Source organism: Betaproteobacteria bacterium (genome assembly GCA_016713305.1).
In the GTDB taxonomy this organism is placed as follows: domain Bacteria; phylum Pseudomonadota; class Gammaproteobacteria; order Burkholderiales.
In genome coordinates this window covers 146,735-166,389 of record JADJPK010000031.1, presented here as the reverse complement: position 1 = coordinate 166,389, position 19,655 = coordinate 146,735, and the positions used below count along the sequence as shown (strand labels likewise).

General features: G+C 67.2%; 1 protein-coding gene and 10 pseudogenes. All 11 read left to right on the top strand.

What is annotated here, in order from left to right; translation table 11 throughout:
- Positions 1 to 2 precede the first annotated feature (2 nt).
- Positions 3 to 752 (top strand): annotated as a pseudogene (locus tag IPK20_22615) (hypothetical protein).
- Positions 753 to 791: 39 nt separating this feature from the next.
- Positions 792 to 1,346 (top strand): annotated as a pseudogene (locus IPK20_22610) (hypothetical protein).
- A pseudogene (locus tag IPK20_22605) lies at positions 1,347 to 1,562 on the top strand (calcium-binding protein). It abuts the pseudogene before it with no gap.
- 12 nt (positions 1,563 to 1,574) lie between these two features.
- Positions 1,575 to 1,769 (top strand): annotated as a pseudogene (locus tag IPK20_22600) (hypothetical protein).
- 105 nt (positions 1,770 to 1,874) lie between these two features.
- Positions 1,875 to 2,063, top strand: a pseudogene (locus IPK20_22595) (calcium-binding protein).
- A gap of 141 nt (positions 2,064 to 2,204) precedes the next feature.
- Positions 2,205 to 2,285, top strand: a pseudogene (locus tag IPK20_22590) (hypothetical protein).
- Positions 2,259 to 2,546: pseudogene (locus IPK20_22585) on the top strand (hypothetical protein). Before IPK20_22590 ends, IPK20_22585 begins: the two co-directional pseudogenes overlap by 27 nt.
- 1,944 nt (positions 2,547 to 4,490) lie before the next feature.
- Positions 4,491 to 7,433 (top strand): annotated as a pseudogene (locus IPK20_22580) (right-handed parallel beta-helix repeat-containing protein).
- A 186-nt stretch (positions 7,434 to 7,619) separates the two neighbouring features.
- Positions 7,620 to 9,221 (top strand): annotated as a pseudogene (locus IPK20_22575) (right-handed parallel beta-helix repeat-containing protein).
- A gap of 1,416 nt (positions 9,222 to 10,637) precedes the next feature.
- A pseudogene (locus IPK20_22570) lies at positions 10,638 to 12,092 on the top strand (right-handed parallel beta-helix repeat-containing protein).
- A gap of 916 nt (positions 12,093 to 13,008) precedes the next feature.
- A complete protein-coding gene (locus tag IPK20_22565) occupies positions 13,009 to 19,572 on the top strand; it encodes a tandem-95 repeat protein (GenBank protein ID MBK8019187.1) in 6,564 nt (2,187 codons plus the stop codon).
- Positions 19,573 to 19,655 lie beyond the last annotated feature (83 nt).

Genomic DNA, 19,655 nt, shown 5'->3' with positions numbered 1-19,655 from the left:
AGATGGTCATCACCTCGCAGATCTACGCGGGGGCCAAGGCCGACGTGTGGATCGCCGAGATCGGCGCGAAGGGGGGGCTGTTCGCCGACGTGTACATGAACATCAACGACCCCAACGACGACGGCAAGCTGCGCGGGAAGGAGCTGTTCGAGGTCATCAGCAGCGGCTTCCTGTGCGCCTTCGACTACCGGGGCGAGATGGGGGCGTTCCTGTCGGTGTTCGCCGAGGTCGGCTTCTGTCCCTTCTGTCTGTCCTTCGACTTCGAGATCGCACGCGTCACGATCATCGAATTCGAGGTGAGCTGCGACGAACCGCCGCCGGTGCTGGCGACGCTGGACGAGAACACGGGCGAGCTGTACCTCAACATGGGCCCGCGTTCCGCCGCGCGCATCAATGGCGATCTCGACGACGGCAACGAGTCCTTCGTCGTCAAGCAGGTCGGCAACGGCACCGTGATGGTCTCGGCTTTTGGCTACAACCAGCTCTACGGGCGGTTCTCCGATCTGGAGAACGGCGAACTGGGGCCGGACGTCAGCAAGATCATCGGCTACGGCGGCGCGGGTCTCGACATGATCGAGATCAAGGAGAACGTCGACATCCCGGTGGAGCTGTGGGGCGATTTCACCGGTTCGTCGATCGCCGGCGGCGACGACATCCTCATCGCCGCGGGCAGCGGGCCTGCCCGTATCGAAGGTGGTGAAGGCTCCGACAAGATCTTCGGCGGGTCCGGCAACGACCACCTCTACGGCCACTCCGAGTCCGGCACCGGTGACGACAACGCCGCCGACTTCATGTACGGCGGGACCGGGAACGACTGGATGTACGGCAATGGCGGCGACGACCAGCTGGGCGGCCAGGCGGGCGACGATCAGCTCGATGGCGGTGGCGGCGACGATCTGCTGTACGGCGCTGAAGGCAACGACGGTCTGCGCGGCGGTGCCGGCGACGATCAGCTCTACGGCCAGTCCGGCACCGACACGCTCGAGGGCGGCGCGGGCACCGACGCTCTCATCGGCGGCGCCGACGCCGACATCCTCTACGGCTTCAGCCTGACCGGCGCCGGTGACGACAACGCGCGCGACCTCCTGTGGGGCGACTTCGCGGTCGGCACGGACTACGAACGTCCGGGCGATGCCGGAGCCTCCGGCAACGATGTCCTGTACGGCCAGGGCGGCAACGACGACCTCTACGGTGAAGCGGGGATGGACCGCCTCTACGGCGGCAGTGCCAACGACAATCTGTTCGGCGGCGCGGACCAGGACCAGATCTACGGCGAGACCGGCCCCGACTTCATCTCCGGCGGCGGTGCGAACGACCTGATCTACGGCGGCCTGGACGACGACGAGATCCGCGGCGATCAGGGCAACGATCTCATCTATGGCGACCAGGGCAACGATCTCATCCTGGGCGGCGCCGACGACGACACGATTCTCGCGGGCACCGGCAACGACACCGTGCGTGGCCAGGAAGGCGATGACCAGGTCTTCGGCGAGGACGGCGACGATCAGCTTTCCGGCGACCTCGGCGACGACATCCTCGTGGGCGGATTCGGCAACGATCTCGCCTGGGGCGGCGTGGGGCGCGACCGGCTCTATGGTTCGGAGGGACAGGATCAGCTGTTCGGTGGCCTCGGCGACGACGCGATCTACGGCGAGACGGGCGACGACTCGCTGTTCGGCAACGAGGGCGAGGACCTGATCGATGCGGGAAGCGGTCTCGACATCCTCCACGGCGGTGTGGGCGACGACCTCTTGCTGGGAGGAACAGGCGTCGGCAAGCAGTTGTTCGGCGACGAAGGCGACGACCGCATCGTCGGCACGGACGACGGCGGCGAGGATCCGGACTTCTTCGACAACGCGTGGTTCGGCGACCGCATCTTCGGCGGTGCGGGCAACGACACGGTGTGGGGTCTGGGCGGTGCCGACTGGATCGACGGCGGCACGGACGACGACACGCTGGATGGCGGCGTGGCGGGCGACTACCTCCTGGGCAACGCCGGTCGCGATGTCATCCGTGGCAGTTTCGGAAACGATCGTGCGTCCGGCGGCGACGACGATGACCTCGTCGACGGCGGTGTCGGCGTCGACATCCTGCGCGGCGAGGCGGGCAACGACGAACTCCTGGGCGGCGGCGGGGTCGGCGATGACCTCGGCGGGGGCGACGGAGACGACATCCTGCGAGGTTCCGACGACGGTGCGGACATCATGGCCGGCGATGCCGGCCGCGACATCCTGTACGGCAACGGCGGCAATGACACGATGCGCGGCGGCAGCGGCGACGACATCGCCGACGGTGGCGCGGGTGACGACCTGATCGAAGGCAATACGGGCATCGACGTGTTGCTGGGCGGAGCGCAGCATGACCGCCTCTACGGCCACAGCGAGAGCGGCCTGGGCGACGACGATGCCGTGGACTGGCTCTACGGCGATTTCGGCACCGACGGCAACGAGGCGGGCTCGGGACGCGACCGGCTCTACGGCAACGGCGGCAACGACATCCTCTTCGGCGAGGGCGACGACGACCAGATCTTCGCGGGCGGTGGCACGACCCAGATCGTGAACTACGGCAGCGGCGAAATCGGCACCCCCGGAGATTTCTCCGTCCCGGTGGCTACGGTGTCGCCTCCTGCTCTCGCGAGCATCGTCGATCCCCGCGCAATCGCCTCTCTCCCTGCCGGTCCGGACTATTCCGGATGGTGGGGCGAATTCTCCGGATCCGGCAGCGGCACGGGCGTGAGCGGCGGGTCGGGCGTGGCACTCGAACCCAGCGTGGCCGTGACGGACACCTCGCGCTACGTCGCCTGGACCGACAGCCGCAACGGCAACGACGAGATCTACGTGGCGCGCAACGCCGGCGGCGTCTGGAGCGAACTGGACGGAAGCGCCTCGTTCACCGGCGTGAGCAGGAGTCTCGCGCAGTCGCGGCGCGCGAGCCTTGCGGTGGAGGGGGGCGCCCCCGTGGTCGCCTGGACCGAGATCGCGGCCAACGGCACGTCCAACATCAAGGTGGCCAAGTGGAACGGCGCCAGCTGGGTGGCGCTCGGCGAATCGCTGGACTCCGATGGCATCAGCAACAGCGGCGCGGCCGACGAAGCCCGGCTGATCGTCACCGCGAGCGGTCCGGTCATCGTGTGGCTCGACCGCTCCGGCGGCGCGGCGCAGGTGCATGCGAAGCGCTTCAACGGCACGAACTGGGTCTCGCTCGGTGGCAGCGTCGCGGTCACCGCAGTGGCGGGTGGCGTGTCGCAGATCGCCGTGGCGACCGACGGCGCGAAGCTGGCCGTGGGCTGGGTGCAGGGCACGGGCAACGCCGCGGAAGTGAACGTCCGGGAGCACGTGTTCGCCTCCGGCACCTGGGGCAGCGCATCCAACGCCAGCAACAATGGGGGTGCCAGCACGGCGCCCACGCTTGCCTATTTCGACGGCTCCATCTTCGCGGCCTGGCAGGACCAGAGTTCGGGGCGCGAGGAGATCTACGTCCGCCGGCTCGATGGCGGCACCTGGAACGAGATCGGGCCCAACTCCGGCTCGGGCGCAGGGGTGTCGGCCACGACCGGCCGCACGTTCTCGCCGCAACTCGCGGCCGGTGGCGGCAAGCTGTTCCTCGTATGGGGCGACGACAGCGTCCAGCAGCGTCCCGACAACACCGTGGCGTTCTACGTGAAGGAGTGGAGCGCGGCAGGCTTCTTCGAGCGGGTGCCCGGCGACGCGTCCAATCGCGGGGTGAGCGCCACCGGCGGTTTCGTCCAGGCGCTGACCGCCACCGTGGATTCCCAGGGCCGCCCCACCATCGCCTGGAACGATGCGAGCACGGGGGCTCCGCAGATCTACCTGCGCAGCAACCTGCTGGCGAACGCCACGGTGCGCTACGCCAACGCGGGCGAGACGATCCAGAGCATCCTCGACAGCGGAAACTTCGGTGCCGCCGATGTCATCGTGGCCGCGCCCGGAGAGCAGGCTGGCTTCACGGTGAGTGCCAGCGACGGCGGCGTGACGATCCTGGGGGCGCCGACCCAGGACACGAAGTTCACCAGCGCGGTCACCGTGGCCGCGGGGGTCTCGGCGAAGCTGCAGCGTCTCGACTTCGCCGCAGGTGTGCAACTGAACGGCGTGGTTACCCTGAACGACAGCGTCGTGCGCACCACAGACCTGGTGGTCAACGCCGGCAGCAACATCACGCTCGTGCACAACCTCTTCACGGCGGGCGCGGTGTTCAGAATTGCCGGCGCGGCGTCCGGCACCATCGCCCACAACACGATCTCCGGCGGAACGACCGGCCTCGACATCGACGCCGCATTCACGGGCGCCATCCGTGACAACGACATCACGGGCAACACGACCGGCGTGCGCTATGCCGCCGGGGCGGAGCTGATCGGCAACCGCATCTCCGGCAACACCACCGGCATTGCCGCCAGCGTCGCCGGTGCCACCGCTCTGGGCTGGGTCGGTGCGGCCGTTCCCAATGAAATACACGACAACTCGACCGGCGTGATGCTCACGAACGCCCGCATGCGCGGTCAGCACGTCTTCGGCAACAGCGTGGGTGTGAAAGGTTCCGGCACGATCGGCGACGGCAGTCTGGGCACGGCCAACCTCATCGAGGACAATGGCACCGGCATCGGCGCCTTCTCCGGTACCGTCCAGTTCAACCGCATCGCCGGCAACACGACAGGCATCGCGGCCACCGCCGGCCTTACCGTCGCGCACAACCTCCTGTACCGGAACACCGGCACAGCCGTGCTGGTCCAGGGCGTGGCCGACGTGCGGATAGTGAACAACACGATGTACACGGCATCGGGAGACCTCATCCGGCTCGCTGCCGGTGCCTCCAACGTCGATGTGCGCGGCAACGTGCTGTGGACCGAGGACGGCTACGACCTGTACGTGGCCAACGACTCGCAATCGGGGTTCTTCAGCGACTACAACAACCTCTACACGACCGGTGCCGGCAAGATCGGCTACTGGACGCGCGACTTCAACGACGTGCTGGACTGGCAGGCGGACATCGCGCGCTTCGACCTGCACTCCATCGGCCGCACCGACGTCAATCCGCAGTGGGCCGAACCGCGCTTCTTCAACCGGGGGCAGGACGACTACCGCTTGATGCCGGTCGTGGCGCAGCTGCGCTTCACCAGCCCCGGCGTCGACGACAGCGACGCGCTTACCGATATCGGCGTGTCCGCGGACTTCACCAACCTGCTCGCCAACGGCGGATTCGAGAGCGGACTGACCGGCTGGACGCAGGTCAACACCACCGGAACGACCCGTGCCGCCAACCCGGCGCCGCACACCGGAGCCGCCTACTACACGCCCGGCGCGGACGAGGAAGGCTACATCGAGCAGGTGGTGGATCTCGCCCAGGCGGGGATCACGGCCGCCATGCTGGACAGCCAGGATCTCGAGCTGATCTTCGGCGCCCGCATGCGCGTCGCCGCGGAAAGCGCGCCGGATGTGGCTTCCATCCGCGTGCGCTTCCTCGACGCGGGCAACGCCGACATCGGCTCTCCCGTCACCGTCCAGGCCTCCAACACCACGGACCGGTGGGAACTGGTGGGCGGCACGCTCGCCATTCCCGCGACTGCGCGCAAGGCGGTCATCCGCCTCGCGGCCGATCGCAAGACCGGCACCACGAACGATGTGTACATGGACGGGTCTTTCGCCTACGTGCGCAGCGAGGCCCTGGGCCTGGACATGGGCGCCTACGGCAACACGACCGCCGACACCGCCCGTACCGGCACGCCGCGCATCTCCCTGCGCTATCCGGATCTCTACAAGGATCTGGAAAAGGACAAGCCCATCACGATCCGGTGGGAGAGTTTCGGCAACACCGGCGAGTCGCCGGTGCGCATCGACCTCTACCAGGACACCGCCAACGGACCGGAATTGCGCGCCACCATCGCGGCGGCCACCCCGGACGACGGCGAGCACATCTGGATTCCGTCGTCGAGCGGACTGGACTTCGGCACGTACGGATTGCGGATCCAGGTGTCCCTGGTCAACGTGCCCATCGCGATCGACCGCAGCCAGGAAGTCTCGACCGTCGTCGAGAGCGGCACGACGTACTGGGTGGACGATGCGTCGAACGTCGACGACGAATTCACGCCGGGTGGCGTCGGCGACAACCGCCATTCCGGCAAGCTCGCGACCGCCCCGAAGCCCTACGCGACCAACCTGCTGCGCGTGTACGACCTGGGGGCCGCGTCGGTCCTGAACATCGACACCGGCGGCTACTCGATGATCGATCCGGTGACCATCTCCGGCACCACCGACCTCGGGCTCGGGCTGGATGAGGGCTTCACGCTGCGCGGCCCGTCGGACGTCTCCAGGATCGCGTCGCTGTTCCCGGCCATCCCCGGAAACCGCACGCAGGCGATGCTGCTCCTCGACGACGCGGACAACATGACCGTGTCGAACCTCACGCTGCGCGATGCCCTGCGAGGCATCGAGGTGAGGAACGGCAGCGACGGCCTGTCGGCGTCGTACCTCACGGCGTTCGGTCATGCGGCCGACGGCATGCGCATCGACACCAATTCGCCCTTCGCCACCTTCCATCACCTCACGGCCTACAACAACACCGGCCGAGGCATCTTCATCGACGGCCCGATCGCCGGGTTCACGCACGGACTGGTTTACGGCAACACGACGGACGGGATCTACGTCAACGGGTCCGCAGGCGTGGTGAGCGATTCGGTCGCGTACAACAACGGCGGCACGGGCATCAACGTGCAGAACCCGGGCGCCGGCGCGCGCGTGGAGGCCAACACGGCGTACGGCAACAACATCGGCATGCTGCTCTACAACGGCGGAAGCGGAGAGGAAGCCGTCCTCGGCAATGCCGATCTCGCGCTCGGACGCGGCAACCTCGTCTACGGCAACCGCCAGATCGGAATCCAGGCCGCCTACAACACCCGGGTCGCCGGCAACACCGTGTACGGCCAGACCAACACCACCAGCGAAGGCATTTCCATCTTCGCCGGCGCCGCTGCGTCCCGCAACGTCGTCTGGGGCAACTACGTCGGCATCTCCACCAGCAGTGCACCGGACGTGACCGAGAACCGCGTGTACGGCAACACCGGATACGGGATCTCGGGCTACGCGAGCCGCTTCGAGGCCAACGTGGTGTACTCGAACCCCACGAACATGCGGGTGAGCGGCTCGGGAGTCGTCCGCAACAACGTCGTGTACGACGAGGAGGACTACGGCATCCTCCTGGCCGGCGTGTCGAACGTCCAGCTCATCGGCAACACGGTCGTCGCCGCGTCGGGCGACGCCATCCGCATCCAGCAGAACTCGTCCAACATCACGCTGCGCGACAACATCCTCCAGGCCGCCGCCGGGTACGGCGTCTCCGTGACGGCGGATTCGCAATCGGGTTTCGCGTCGGACTACAACCTCTTCTACACGACCGGTGGTGCGGACGTCGGGTTGTGGCAGGGGGCGGACCGGACCACGTTGACCGCCTGGCGCAACGCCACCTTCGGCGACAAGAACAGCCTGTTCGGCGATCCGCTGTTCGTGGACCCGGACGGGTCCGACGGCATCACCGGATTCGTCAGCGTGGGCAACGACGGCCGCGACGACGACTTCCACGTGCTGTCTCAGTTCGGCAGCTTCAAGGGCATGTCGCTCGCGCCGGTACGCAGCACGGTCACTGGACTGCCTGTGTTCCTCCCATCCGTGGCGGCGACGCTCGACGGTGTGACTTCACCGGCGCTGGACCGGGGTGCGCCCGGCGATCCGTTCGTGAACGAGCCCGCCAACAACGGCGGCTACGTGAACCTGGGCGCCTACGGCAACACCGCCCAGGCCTCGAAGAGCCCCGCCCAGTACATGCTGGTGACGAGCCCGAACGGGGGCGAGGCGATTCCGCAGGAGTCGCAGTTCGACATCCGCTGGCGTTCCGCGGGATTCGGCGGAAACGTCGCCATCGAGCTGGGTACCCTGAGCGACCTCGGCGGAATCACCTGGACGCTGATCGCCGACAACGAGAACAATGACGGAACCTACAGCTGGTCGGTCAATCCCGCGCTGTACGCCGTCGGCGCCAACTACTATGTGCGCGTCCGCTCGATCGACGTCGGCGCCATCCAGGACCGCTCGGATTCCACGTTCTCCATCACGCCGCCCATCAGCGTCTTCTACGTGAACGACGGCTCCACGGCGGGTGACCAGTACACGACGGCGATCGGCGACGATGCCAACAGCGGCCTGACGGCGGCGGCGCCCAAGGCGACGATCCGCTCGGTGCTGGAGACCTACGACCTCGACGCGGGCGACATCATCCTGGTGGATACGGGGAACTACGTCCTGACGGTCAACATCGTCGTGGATGTCCAGGACTCCGGCGTCGTGATCCAGGGTCCGACGCTACCGGGAGCGCGTGCGGTCATCGACCGCCGGAACACGTCGTCGACCAGCTACGCCTTCCAGGTGAACGGTGCGGACGACGTCACGCTTCGCAATCTGGCGATCACCGGAGGCTACTACGGCGTCTACGCCGCAGCCAATGTGGGATCGCAGGACCTGACCGTGGAAGCTTCGGAGATCTACGGCAATGCGAGCTACGGCGGCTTCGTCGCGGGCGGCAACTCGAACGCCCACTTCAACGACAACGAGATCTACCAGAACGGCTCCTGGGGCCTCAATCTTGCCGGCGCGGGCGGCCGGGCCACCGGCAATCACGTGTGGGGCAATAGCGCGGGCATCGTGGGCAGCAATAGCGGCCAGGAAGCCCGGATCGAGATTCTCGACAACGTGGTCCACGACAACAACAGCACGGGCATCGACGGGTCCTACTGGGTGCTCGTCTCCGGCAACACGGTGTACGGCAACGGCGGCAACTGGGGCATCCAGATGTACAGCGACCGTGCTCTCGCGCTGGGCAACGAGATCACCCGGAGTCCGAACGGACTGAACCTCTCCGTCGGCGCGGTCGGCCGCGAGAACCGCGTGTACGACAACACCGGCACGGGCATCGGCCTGGGTGGCGGCGGCGGTGCCGTGGCGGAATACAACATCGTCTACGGCAACAACATCGGCATCGACGAGAGCGAGTCCCGCGTGGCCAACAATCTCGTCTACGACAACCGCAGTGTGGGCATCGAGACCAGCGGCTATCGCGGCAGCGCCGACGGCATCATCGGCAACACGGTCGTGCAGCCCCTGGGCGATGCGATCCGTGTGGCCTCGAGCGGCAACAACGTGCTCATCACCAACAACATCCTCGAGGTGGGCACCGGCTACGCGATCAACGTGCCGTCCAATGCCCAGGCCGGCTTCACCAGCGACTACAACCTGTTCCGCCTGACCGGGACGGGCAAGATCGGCTACTGGGAGGATCGGCCCTTCCTCACCCTGGAAGACTGGTACTACGAGATCGGGCGCGACGGCGAAAGCCTGGTCGCCGATCCCCAGTTCGTGGATCCCTCCGGTGCGGATGGAATCCGCGGGTTCAGCAGTGCATCCGCCGGTGCCGCGATCGTCATCGACGACGGTGGTGCGGGCTTCTCGACCGTCGGTCCGTGGTCGTTGCTGACCGGACAGGCCGCCGATGAGCCCGGCAATCCTGCGACTCAGCAGGAAAAGACGATCTACAACACGGCCACGGGCAACGACATCCTGCAGATTCCGGCGGGCGGCACGGGTGCCAACGTGGCGCGGTGGACGTTCGAGGGGCTCGAGGACGGGATCTATCAGGTGGCGGCACGCTGGCCCGCCGGCGCAGGCATCACCGGCGGGAGCGCCGATTACCGCCTCTACGATGGCGAGATTGCCGTGTCGAACGTGGTCGCCCTCGCCAACAATCTTTCGCACGGTTCCACACCCAACGACTTCACTGCCGACGGCACGACCTGGGAGCGTCTCGACACCGTCGAGATCCGTAACGGCCGGCTGATCGTGGAGGTGTCCGACATCGGCGGAAGCACTTCCAACCGGATCACCGCGGACGCGGTGCGCATCCAGCGCATCGACGGCGATCACGGCGCCGACGACAACTTCCACCTGGCGCCGGCGAGCATCGCGGTGGACCGGGGCAATCCCTCCTCGATCTCGGTGGCCGAGTCTTACGCCAACGGCGGGCGGATCGATCTGGGCGCCTACGGCAATACCGCCGAGGCCACGCAGAGCCCGGAACAGGTCGTGCAGGTCCTCAATCCGAACGGTCTGGAAAAAGTGGAGGTCGGCCAGACCGTCACGCTGCAGGTGCGTAGCGCCGGTCTCACCCCCTACGACACCGTGCTGCGCAGCAATGCCGGAGACAATTCGTCCACGGTCGACGGCTGGGCGGGAAGCGCCTACCGCACGGCGGGCGCAGCCACGAACGTGCAGACAGTCTTCTCGGTGGAGGGTGTCGCCAACGCCGCCCCGGCGCAACTCTACCGTTCGTACGACTACGCCGGCTACGGCATCGGCACTCATCTGTCGTATCTCATTCCGGCGGCCGACGGCGAGTATCAGTTGCTGCTGCACACCTTCGCCGGAACCGAGGCGGTGGGTACGCAACTCTTCGACCTGTTCCTGCAGGGCGATCAGGTGGCTGACAACGCCGACCGGCGCGCGCTGGCCGGTGCCACCAACAAGGCGGTGGTGCTGAGCTACGACGTGACGGTCGAAGGCGGCGAAGGGCTCTCCATCGACATGATCAATGCGTCGGTCAACAACTACGGTGCGGTCGTGAGCGGCATCGAGCTGCGGCGGATCAATCCTCTCGGCGTCGGCGACGCGACCGTGGACCTGGATGTCTCCCAGGACGGCGGCGCGAACTGGGTCAACATCACCTCAGGCGTCGCCCTGGACGCGTACGGACGGGCCAGCTACGACTGGAGCGCGGGACCGGCCACCGGACAGACGCTGGTGCGGGCCACGGCCCACGCCGGCGCAGTGACCGTGTCCGATGTCTCGGACCGCTCGTTCCAGGTCGCCAACTCAGGCACTGCGTACTACGTCAACGACGCCTCCATGTCGGGTGACGAGTACGCGACCGCCGTGGGCAACAACGCCAACGACGGCAAGACGGCCGCCACGCCCATGGCTTCCCTGGCCGCCCTGCTGCGCGCCTACGATCTCGACGCCGGCGACACGATCTATCTGGACACGGGGGTCTACAGCCTCGCGACCAACGTTGTCCTCGAAGCGCAGGACTCCGGCGTGGTCATCCAGGGTCCGCAGTTGGCCGGGCACGAGGCCGTCCTCGACCGCGGCAACACGAGCCACGCGGCAGTGGAACTGGGCGGCGCCGATGACGTCACCCTGCGGCACGTGGTGCTGACCGGCGGCAACTACGGTCTGGACGGCACCGGCAGCGTCGACTCGGACCGCATCACGCTTGAGCACGTGGTCTTGCGCGGGAACGCCTACGGCCTGCAGATCGGCAGCAACAACAATTCGCTCACGATCCGTGACAGCGAGGCGTACGGCAACTCGAGCATCGGGATCTACGTGGGGGGCAACGGCCACCTCGTCCAGAACAATCTCGTGCGCAACAACCCGACCAACATCGCGGCGTCCGCAGGCAGCGCGGCCACCTACGAGGAAGGCATCCGCGTCATCGGCAACGAGGTGCGCAACGGCTCCACCGGCATCAGCATCAGCTACAGGGTCCTGGTGCAGGGCAACGTGGCGCACCACAACAGCTCCTATGGCATCGCGGGTGACCAGTCCGGGCTGATCCAGGACAACACGGTCTACCAGAACACCACGGGCATCAGTGCGTCCAACAACACGACCGTGGACGGTAACCGCATCTTCGCCAACACGGGCAACGGAACCACGACGGGACTGGGCCTGTACATCCGCAGCGGCGTGGCGACGGACAACCAGATCTACGGCAACACGTTCGGTCTGCAGCACGACAGCAGCGTGCTGTCCCGCGGCAACCTCATCTACGACAACCTCGTCTACGGCGTGCGGCTGAGCGGCACCCAGAGCAGCCTCGAAGGTCTGCTCGGCAATACCATCTACCAGCTCACCGGGGATGCCGTCCTGGTCACGGGCAGCGCCACGACCGCGCGGGTGCGCGACAACATCATCGTCGCCGGGGGCAGCTATGCCCTGCGCGTGGACGACAACAGCCAGGTGGGCTTCGCGTCGAACTACAACCTTTTCCATTTGGTGGGGACCGGCAAGCTCGCCCGATGGGAAGGGCGCGACTTTCTCACGCTCGCCGACTGGGCCTACGAGACGGGCAACGATTTCGAGAGCTTCGTCGGAAATCCGTTGTTCGTGGACATGGACGGTGCGGATGGAATCCGTGGTTACAGTGCCGCATCCGGTGTCGATGGCGGCATGGACGACGACTTCCGTCTGGCGGCGGGCAGCCCCGGCATCGACCGCGCGGATCCCCTGTCGCTCTGGCCGTCGGAACCCGGATTCAATGGCGGACGTGCGGATGCCGGTGCCTTCGGGAACACGGCGAAGGCGACGCAGAGCGCTGCACAGCTGGTTCAGGTGCTGAACCTCAACGGTCTGGAGAAGGTCGAGGCAGGGCAGCAGGTCACCATCGAATTCCGCGCGGCGGGATTGGCGTCGAGCGACACCGTGCTGCTCCTCGACGCGGGCAGCACGAGCGTGAGCCCGTCGGGATGGGCCGCGGACCAGTACCGGACGGTGGGCAGCACCAGCGCCTCGGGTGCCATCTCCACGGCCGGCGTCGCGAATGCCGGTCCCGCGGACCTCTACCCTTCCTTCGCCATGTCGAACTACGGGGTCGGCGGCATGCTCAGCTATCGTCTGCCGGTCGCGGACGGCACCTATCGCATCTATCTGCACCTGGCGTCCGGCAGCGAAGCGGTCGGATCCGAGCGCTTCGAACTGAGCCTGCAGGGCGCCGTTGTCGCAGCGTCGGTCGACCGGCGCGCCCTGGCCGGTGCGACCAACAAGGCGATCGTGCTGGACTACGCCGTTACGGCGGTGAACGGCGAAGGGTATCGCGCTGGATCTCGAGAGCCTCACCGCCAACTATGGCGCGAAGCTCTCGGCCATCGAGATCCGGCGGGACAATGCGGAGGGTGTGGCCAATCCCACCGTGGACATCGAAGTATCGACGGACGGCGGCAACTCGTGGCTTCCGGTGGCCGGCGGTGTGAGCCTGGACCGCTACGGCCGCGGCAGCTTCGTCTGGAGCGCCGGACCGGTGGCAGCGAATGCGCTGCTGCGCGCCACGGGTCACGCGGGCGAGGCGACGGTCACGGACTTGTCGGACGCGCCGTTCCAGATTGCCAACGCCGGCACCGCCTATTACGTCAACGACAATTCCCTGGTGGGCGACGAGTACGCCACGGCGGTGGGCAACAACGCCAACGACGGCAAGACCGCCGCCACCCCCATGGCCTCGTTGCAGGCGCTCCTGCGCGCCTACAACCTCGACGCCGGCGACACGATCTACGTCGATACGGGTGTCTACAACCTCGCCACCAACATCGTCCTGCAGGCCGAGGACTCCGGCGTGACGATCCGCGGTCCGGTGCTGCCCACCCACGATGCCGTGCTGGACCGCACCAACACGAACAGCGGACAGGTGGTGTTCTCCTTCCAGGGCGCTTCCGACGTCACGCTCGAGTGGCTCAATGTCACGGGCGGCCAGACCGGCATCGACACGACGGACGTGACCGGCAACGACCGTGTGACGCTGCGCCACATGGACGTCTATGGCAACACCGGCAACGGAATCGACATCAACAGTGGTGATTCCGACTGGACCATCCAGGACAGCAAACTGCACAACAACAACTCCAACGGGATCAATGCTTCGGGGTCGGAACGGACGATCATCGACGGCAACGAGGTGTACGCGAATGCCAGCGCAGGGATCAGCGCCTCGAGCGGCTCCGAGGCGAACCGGATCCACGTCACGGACAACGATGCGCACGACAACGGCAGCACCGGGATCAACGTTTCCAGTGCCGTCACCGTGCAGCGCAATCGCGCCTACAACCAGTCGGTCGGCATCTACAGCTACAACGCGAACTCGCTCGTGGAGGACAACGACGCCTGGAACAACACCATCGGCATCCAGACGGGGTACCAGGGCTGGATCATCGGCAACCGTTCGTTCGACAACGGGACGGGCATCAGCACCTACTACTCGTCGAACATCTCCCGCAATCAGGTGTACTCGAACTCCACCGGCATCAGCGATGGTGGCTACAGCGAGATCTTCAACAACCTCGTCTACGCCAACACCAACGTGGGGATCTACGTCACCTACAGCCACGTGGCCGGAGACAGGACCGTCTACAACAACACGGTGTGGCAGGACACGGGCGACGCGATCCGCGTGACGGGCACCTCGAACATCCGGGTGCGCAACAACCTGCTGTCCATAGGCAACGGTTACGCCCTCAACGTGGAGACGAGCGGCCAGAGCGGATTCAGCAGCGACTACAACCTGTTCGACTTGCGCACCGCGGCCGCCAAGACCGCGCGCTGGGGCGCGACGGAGCAGACCTCCCTGGCCCAGTGGCAGGCCGTGGCCGGAACCCCCGACCTGCACGCGGTGGCCGGCGATCCGGAGTTCCTCGACATCAACGGCGCGGACAACGTGCTGGGCGATCAGGATGTCACCACCGGCGACGGCTACGACGACAACTTCGGTCTGGATGCCAACTCCGCGGCCATCGACGCGGCCAACGCGTACGAGGCCGCCCGGCCCATCCCCACCTATCTTCACGATGCCGCACTGCTGGATATCGAAGGGCGCCAGCGGCACGACGATCCGGCCACGGCCAACACGGGCATCGGCTGGGCGCGCTACGACGAAACCGTTCCCGGCGGCATCATCCCTTCCGACACGGCCGGCACGGCGATCCCGCTGCGCAGCTCCAACAGCACCGCGACGGTCAACCTGCCGTTCGCCTTCGACTACTACGGCACGTCGTACAACAGCGTCTCGGTGTCAACGAACGGTTACCTGCATTTCGGCGGTGCGGACTCCCCCGGCACGGGCGACAACAACGACCAGACCACGTTCCTGCGCAACAGGCGGATCGCGCCGCTGTGGGACAACCTGCGCACGGACACGACCCAATCGGCGGCATCGGGCTCGACCGTGGGCAACGTGTTCGTCGACGCCACGGTGGCCGGGCAGATCACGTTCCGCTGGGCGGCCACGAGGCAGGACACGGGCGGCGGAGACGTCAATTTCTCGGCCACGCTGTTCGCCAACGGCAACATCCGCTTCGACTACGGCGACGGCAACCAGTCGCTCACGCCCACCGTGGGCCTGAGCGCGGGCAACGGCTACACCTTCGTCCTGTCGCAGTACAGCGGCTCGTCCAACCTGAACAATGCCGCCTCGGTGCTGTTCACGCCCCAGGACGGGCTGTCGTACTTCGACATCGGCGCCTACGAATTCCTGGGCAATTCGGACGACACGCAGGCGCCGGTCGTCACGGCCGTGTCGCAGATTCCGGCGGAAGGCGGCTCCACCGCCGCGGCGTTCTCCGGCCTGCAGGTGAGCACGAGCGAAGCGCTCAACACCATCAGCGCGCGCAGCCCGGCCAACTTCGATCTGCGCAGCAAGGGCCTCGACGGCAACTTCGACACCCCGGACGACGTGATCGTCGCGCTGCGGCCGTCGTACTCCTACCCGGAGACCGATCTCACGCTGGAGTTCCTCACCGGCGCGAACGGCACGCCAGGCATCCTTGCCGATGGCGACTACCGTCTCACGCTGCGCGGGGACAACGTGGGCACGAGCGAACCGGAAGGCATCTTCGATCTGTCCGGCAACGCGCTCGACGGCAACGGGGCGGCTCCGGGAGGGGGCGACTACGTGCGCCACTTCACCATCGACCGCACCGCCAACATCGCGCCGGTCGCCAACGCGCAGACGGTGTCCACCAACGAGGACACGGCGATCGTCATCACGCTGTCGGCGTCCGACGGCAACGGCGATGCGCTCGTCTACAGCCTGCTCGGCGACACTCAGCACGGCACGCTGTCGGACTTCGATCCTGCGGCACGCACGGTCCTCTACACGCCGAACGCCGGATACACCGGGAGCGACAGCTTCCAGTTCCAGGCCGACGACGGCAATGCGGGCATCGGGGTGGCGACGATCACGATCAACGTGCAGCCGGTCAACGACGCCCCGTCGGCCGCCGACCAGAGCGTGAGCCTGGACGAGGACACGCCGCGGCTCATCGTGCTGGGTGGCAACGACACCGAGACGGCCCGCGAGGATCTCGTCTTCCAACTTGGCACCGGGCCATTGCACGGCACGCTGGTGCAGGGCCCGGCCGGCGGCTGGACTTACGCGCCGGATGCGGACTACACGGGCGCGGACAGCTTCACTTACACCGTGCGTGACCGCGGCGATCCCGACGGCTCCAACACGAACGCGCTGACTTCCGCGCCCGCCACCGTCTCGCTTACCGTGAACGCAGTCAACGACGCGCCGGTGATCGGCGCCGTGGACGACCAGGTCGTGCTCGAAGGCAGCGTGCTGCTGGTGGATCTGAGCGCCACCGATCCGGAAGGCCAGGCGCTGCAGTGGAGCCTGACGAGTGCGCCGGCCGGCATGACCATCGACGCCAATACGGGCATCGTGTCGTGGACGCCCGCGGACGGCGTGGACACCGTGCAGGTCACGGCCCGCGTGACCGATGCCGGCTCTCCTGCGCAGTGGTCCGACGTGACCTTCGGGATCACGGTGCAGAACGTCGCGGCCACGCTCACGATTGCGGGCGCGGCCGAGGTGGACGAGGGCACGCCGTATCAGCTCGCGCTCGCCAGCAGCGATCCGGGCGACGACAGCCTCGTCTCCTGGGAGATCAACTGGGGTGACGGCGTCGTCGAGACGGTGGCCGGTGGGACTCCGTCGGTCCAGCACACCTACTTCGCGGGCGGTGTTTCCTATGCCATCACCGCGACGGCGACGGACGAGGACGGGACCTACGCCAGCAATACGCAGCAGGTGCTGGTCAAGGCGGACAACACGGCGCCGGTGCCGCAGTCGCAGACCGTGTTCGTGGACGAGGACGGATTCATCGACATCACGCTGGGTGCTTCCGACGTCGACGGCGACGTGCTCACCTACACGCTAGAGGCAGGCCCCGATCGCGGCACGCTGTCCGCCATCGACCCGGTCACACACGTCGTGCGCTTCACGCCCACGGCCAACACGCGCGGCAACGACAGCTTCACGTTCCGGGTGAGCGACGGGCAGGCGAGCGCCGTGGGCACGATCACGCTGAAGGTGCGCCCGATCAACGATGCGCCCACCGGCAACACGGCCACGTTCGGCACGGAGGAAGACATGGCCGTGTCGGGGCAGGTCACCGGCAATGATCTGGAGACGCCCGCGAACGCGCTCGTCTTCGCGCTGGGCAGCGGTCCCGCCAACGGCACGCTGCTCTTCAACGCCGACGGCACTTTCACCTACACGCCGGACGCGAACTTCAATGGATCCGACAGCTTCACCTTCACCGTGACCGATACGGGCGACGACGAACTGGATTGCGGCTGTCCTCTGGAACCGTCCGGCTTCGTGGCCGACGGCCCGGATACCAGTGCGGCCGTCACCGTCACGATCAACGTGTCGGCGGTCAACGATGCCCCCACCGCGCTGGCGGACGGTCCCTTCAGCGCCACGGCGGGCGTGCCGCTGGACGTCCCTGCCGCGCAAGGCGTGCTCGGCAACGACAGCGACGTCGAAGGTGACGGGCTGTCCGCGGTGCTGGTGAGCGGTCCGCTGCACGGCAGCCTGGAATTGAATGGCGACGGCAGTTTCCGCTACACCGCCGCCAACGGCTATGTGGGAACGGACAGCTTCAGCTATCGCGCCAGCGATGGCACGGTCCAGAGCGACCCGGTCGTCGTCAGCCTGGAGGTGGAGGCCGGGCTGCTGGTCATCACCGAATTCAGCCCCGAGGCGTCCGGCTTCAGTCTGCGCTTCAACCGTCCGGTGGACGCGAGCCTGCTCAACCTGTACGACGGACTGGACGGCGGCTACGGTGCGGCGGACCTCACCCTCACCGGTGCGGTGGGCGGGGCGGTCAAGGGAAGCCTGGTGCTGCACGGCGACGGCCAGGGCCTCAGCTTCGTCAAGACCGGCGGTGTGCTGGCGGCCGACACCTACACCGTGGGCGTGCGGGCGGGGGCGGGCGGACTGGCCGACCTGCTGGGCCGGGCGCTGGACGGCAATGCGGACGGAGCGGGCGGAGACAGTGCCACGCGCAGCTTCACCGTGACGGCCGGCACCGCACCCGTCCTGAGCCTGCCCGACCTCGTACGCGGTCCCGGCCAGAGTGCCGTGTTGCCGCTCACCCTCACCAATGCTGCCGGCGCGACCGAACTGCACTTCGACCTGCTGCTGGAGGGCACCGATCTGGACCTGGGCAGCGTGCAGTTCGCCAGCGGCTTTGCCGGCACCCTGAACACCACCGCCATCGCCGGCGGGGTGCACGTCGATGCCGTCTTCACCAGCCCGCTCGGCGCCGGCAGCCAGAGTCCGCTCAGTCTGAGCGTCGACGTCGATGCCGGGGCCACCTACCGCAGGCCGGGCCACGTGAAGTGGGGCGACATCACCCTTAAGCGCGGTGCGCTGGGCTCCGTCGAGACCGTCACCGGCGACGAGGCCGTCCAGGTGTCCGCCTACTTCATGGATGTGAGCGGCAACCGCGGCTACAGCATGCTGGACGTGCAGCGGCTGCAGCGCGTGGTGTCCGGGCTGGACACGGGCTATGCCGCGTACCCGAACGTCGACCCGGTGCTGATCGGCGATCTGAACGGCAACGGCCAGCTGACCAGCCTGGACGTGAACCGGTTCATGCAGTTCGTGCAGGGGCAGGCGCGGCCGGAGATTCCGGCCCTGCCGGCCGGGAGCAGTCCGCTCGCGTTCGGCGGACCGGCGAGGAACGTCGGACTGGGCGGAAGCGGCAGCGCCAGTGCCGGGGACCTGGTGAGTATCCCGCTCACCCTCGACAACGCCCAGGGAATCGAAAGCCTGACGGCGAAGATCGTCTACGACACGAGCCGGCTGGAGTACAAGGGCGTGAGGCTGGCCACCGACTTCCCGTACCGGCTGGTGAAGCATGTGGCGGGGGAGATCGTGCTGGACCTGGCGCGGTTGAATGCGCTGGGGGCCGGGCTGACCGAACTGCTGGAGATCGACTTCCAGGTGAAGGCGGGAGCGGCGGAAGGGGGAGCGGCGATCGACCTGCAGGTGCTCACCCTGAACGATGGGAAGCTCAGCCAGAGTCCGGCGAGCCAGGCGGGGGTGGACGGGACCGATGCGCAGATCACCGTGGTGGCGGTGCAGCCGCCGGCGCCGGTGATGCTGAGGAGCACGACGGCGAGTGTGGAGACGACGAACCTGGTGCTGCCGGTGCCGGGAGCGGAGACGAACGGCGGGAGGCGCGCCGCAGGTGAACTGGAGCGTACCGCTGGCCCAGACCGAGCCCACGACGCCGAACCCGACGACGGTCACGACGGGAGACGACTGGAAGAAGACGGCGTGGGCGAAGGACCTGACGCAGCGGCTGGCGCAGATCGGTGCTTCGGAGCCAGCGGCCAAGTCCGGCCTGCTGAAGAACCTGTCGCGGCTTCTCGGCAAGTTCTGATTGTGAGGTAGCGAATGCCGATGCCAGGGCATCGGTGGTAGAGAAATACGGAACGGGTTTGCGGTGGAAATGTCCTGCGGCGTTGACGACTGTC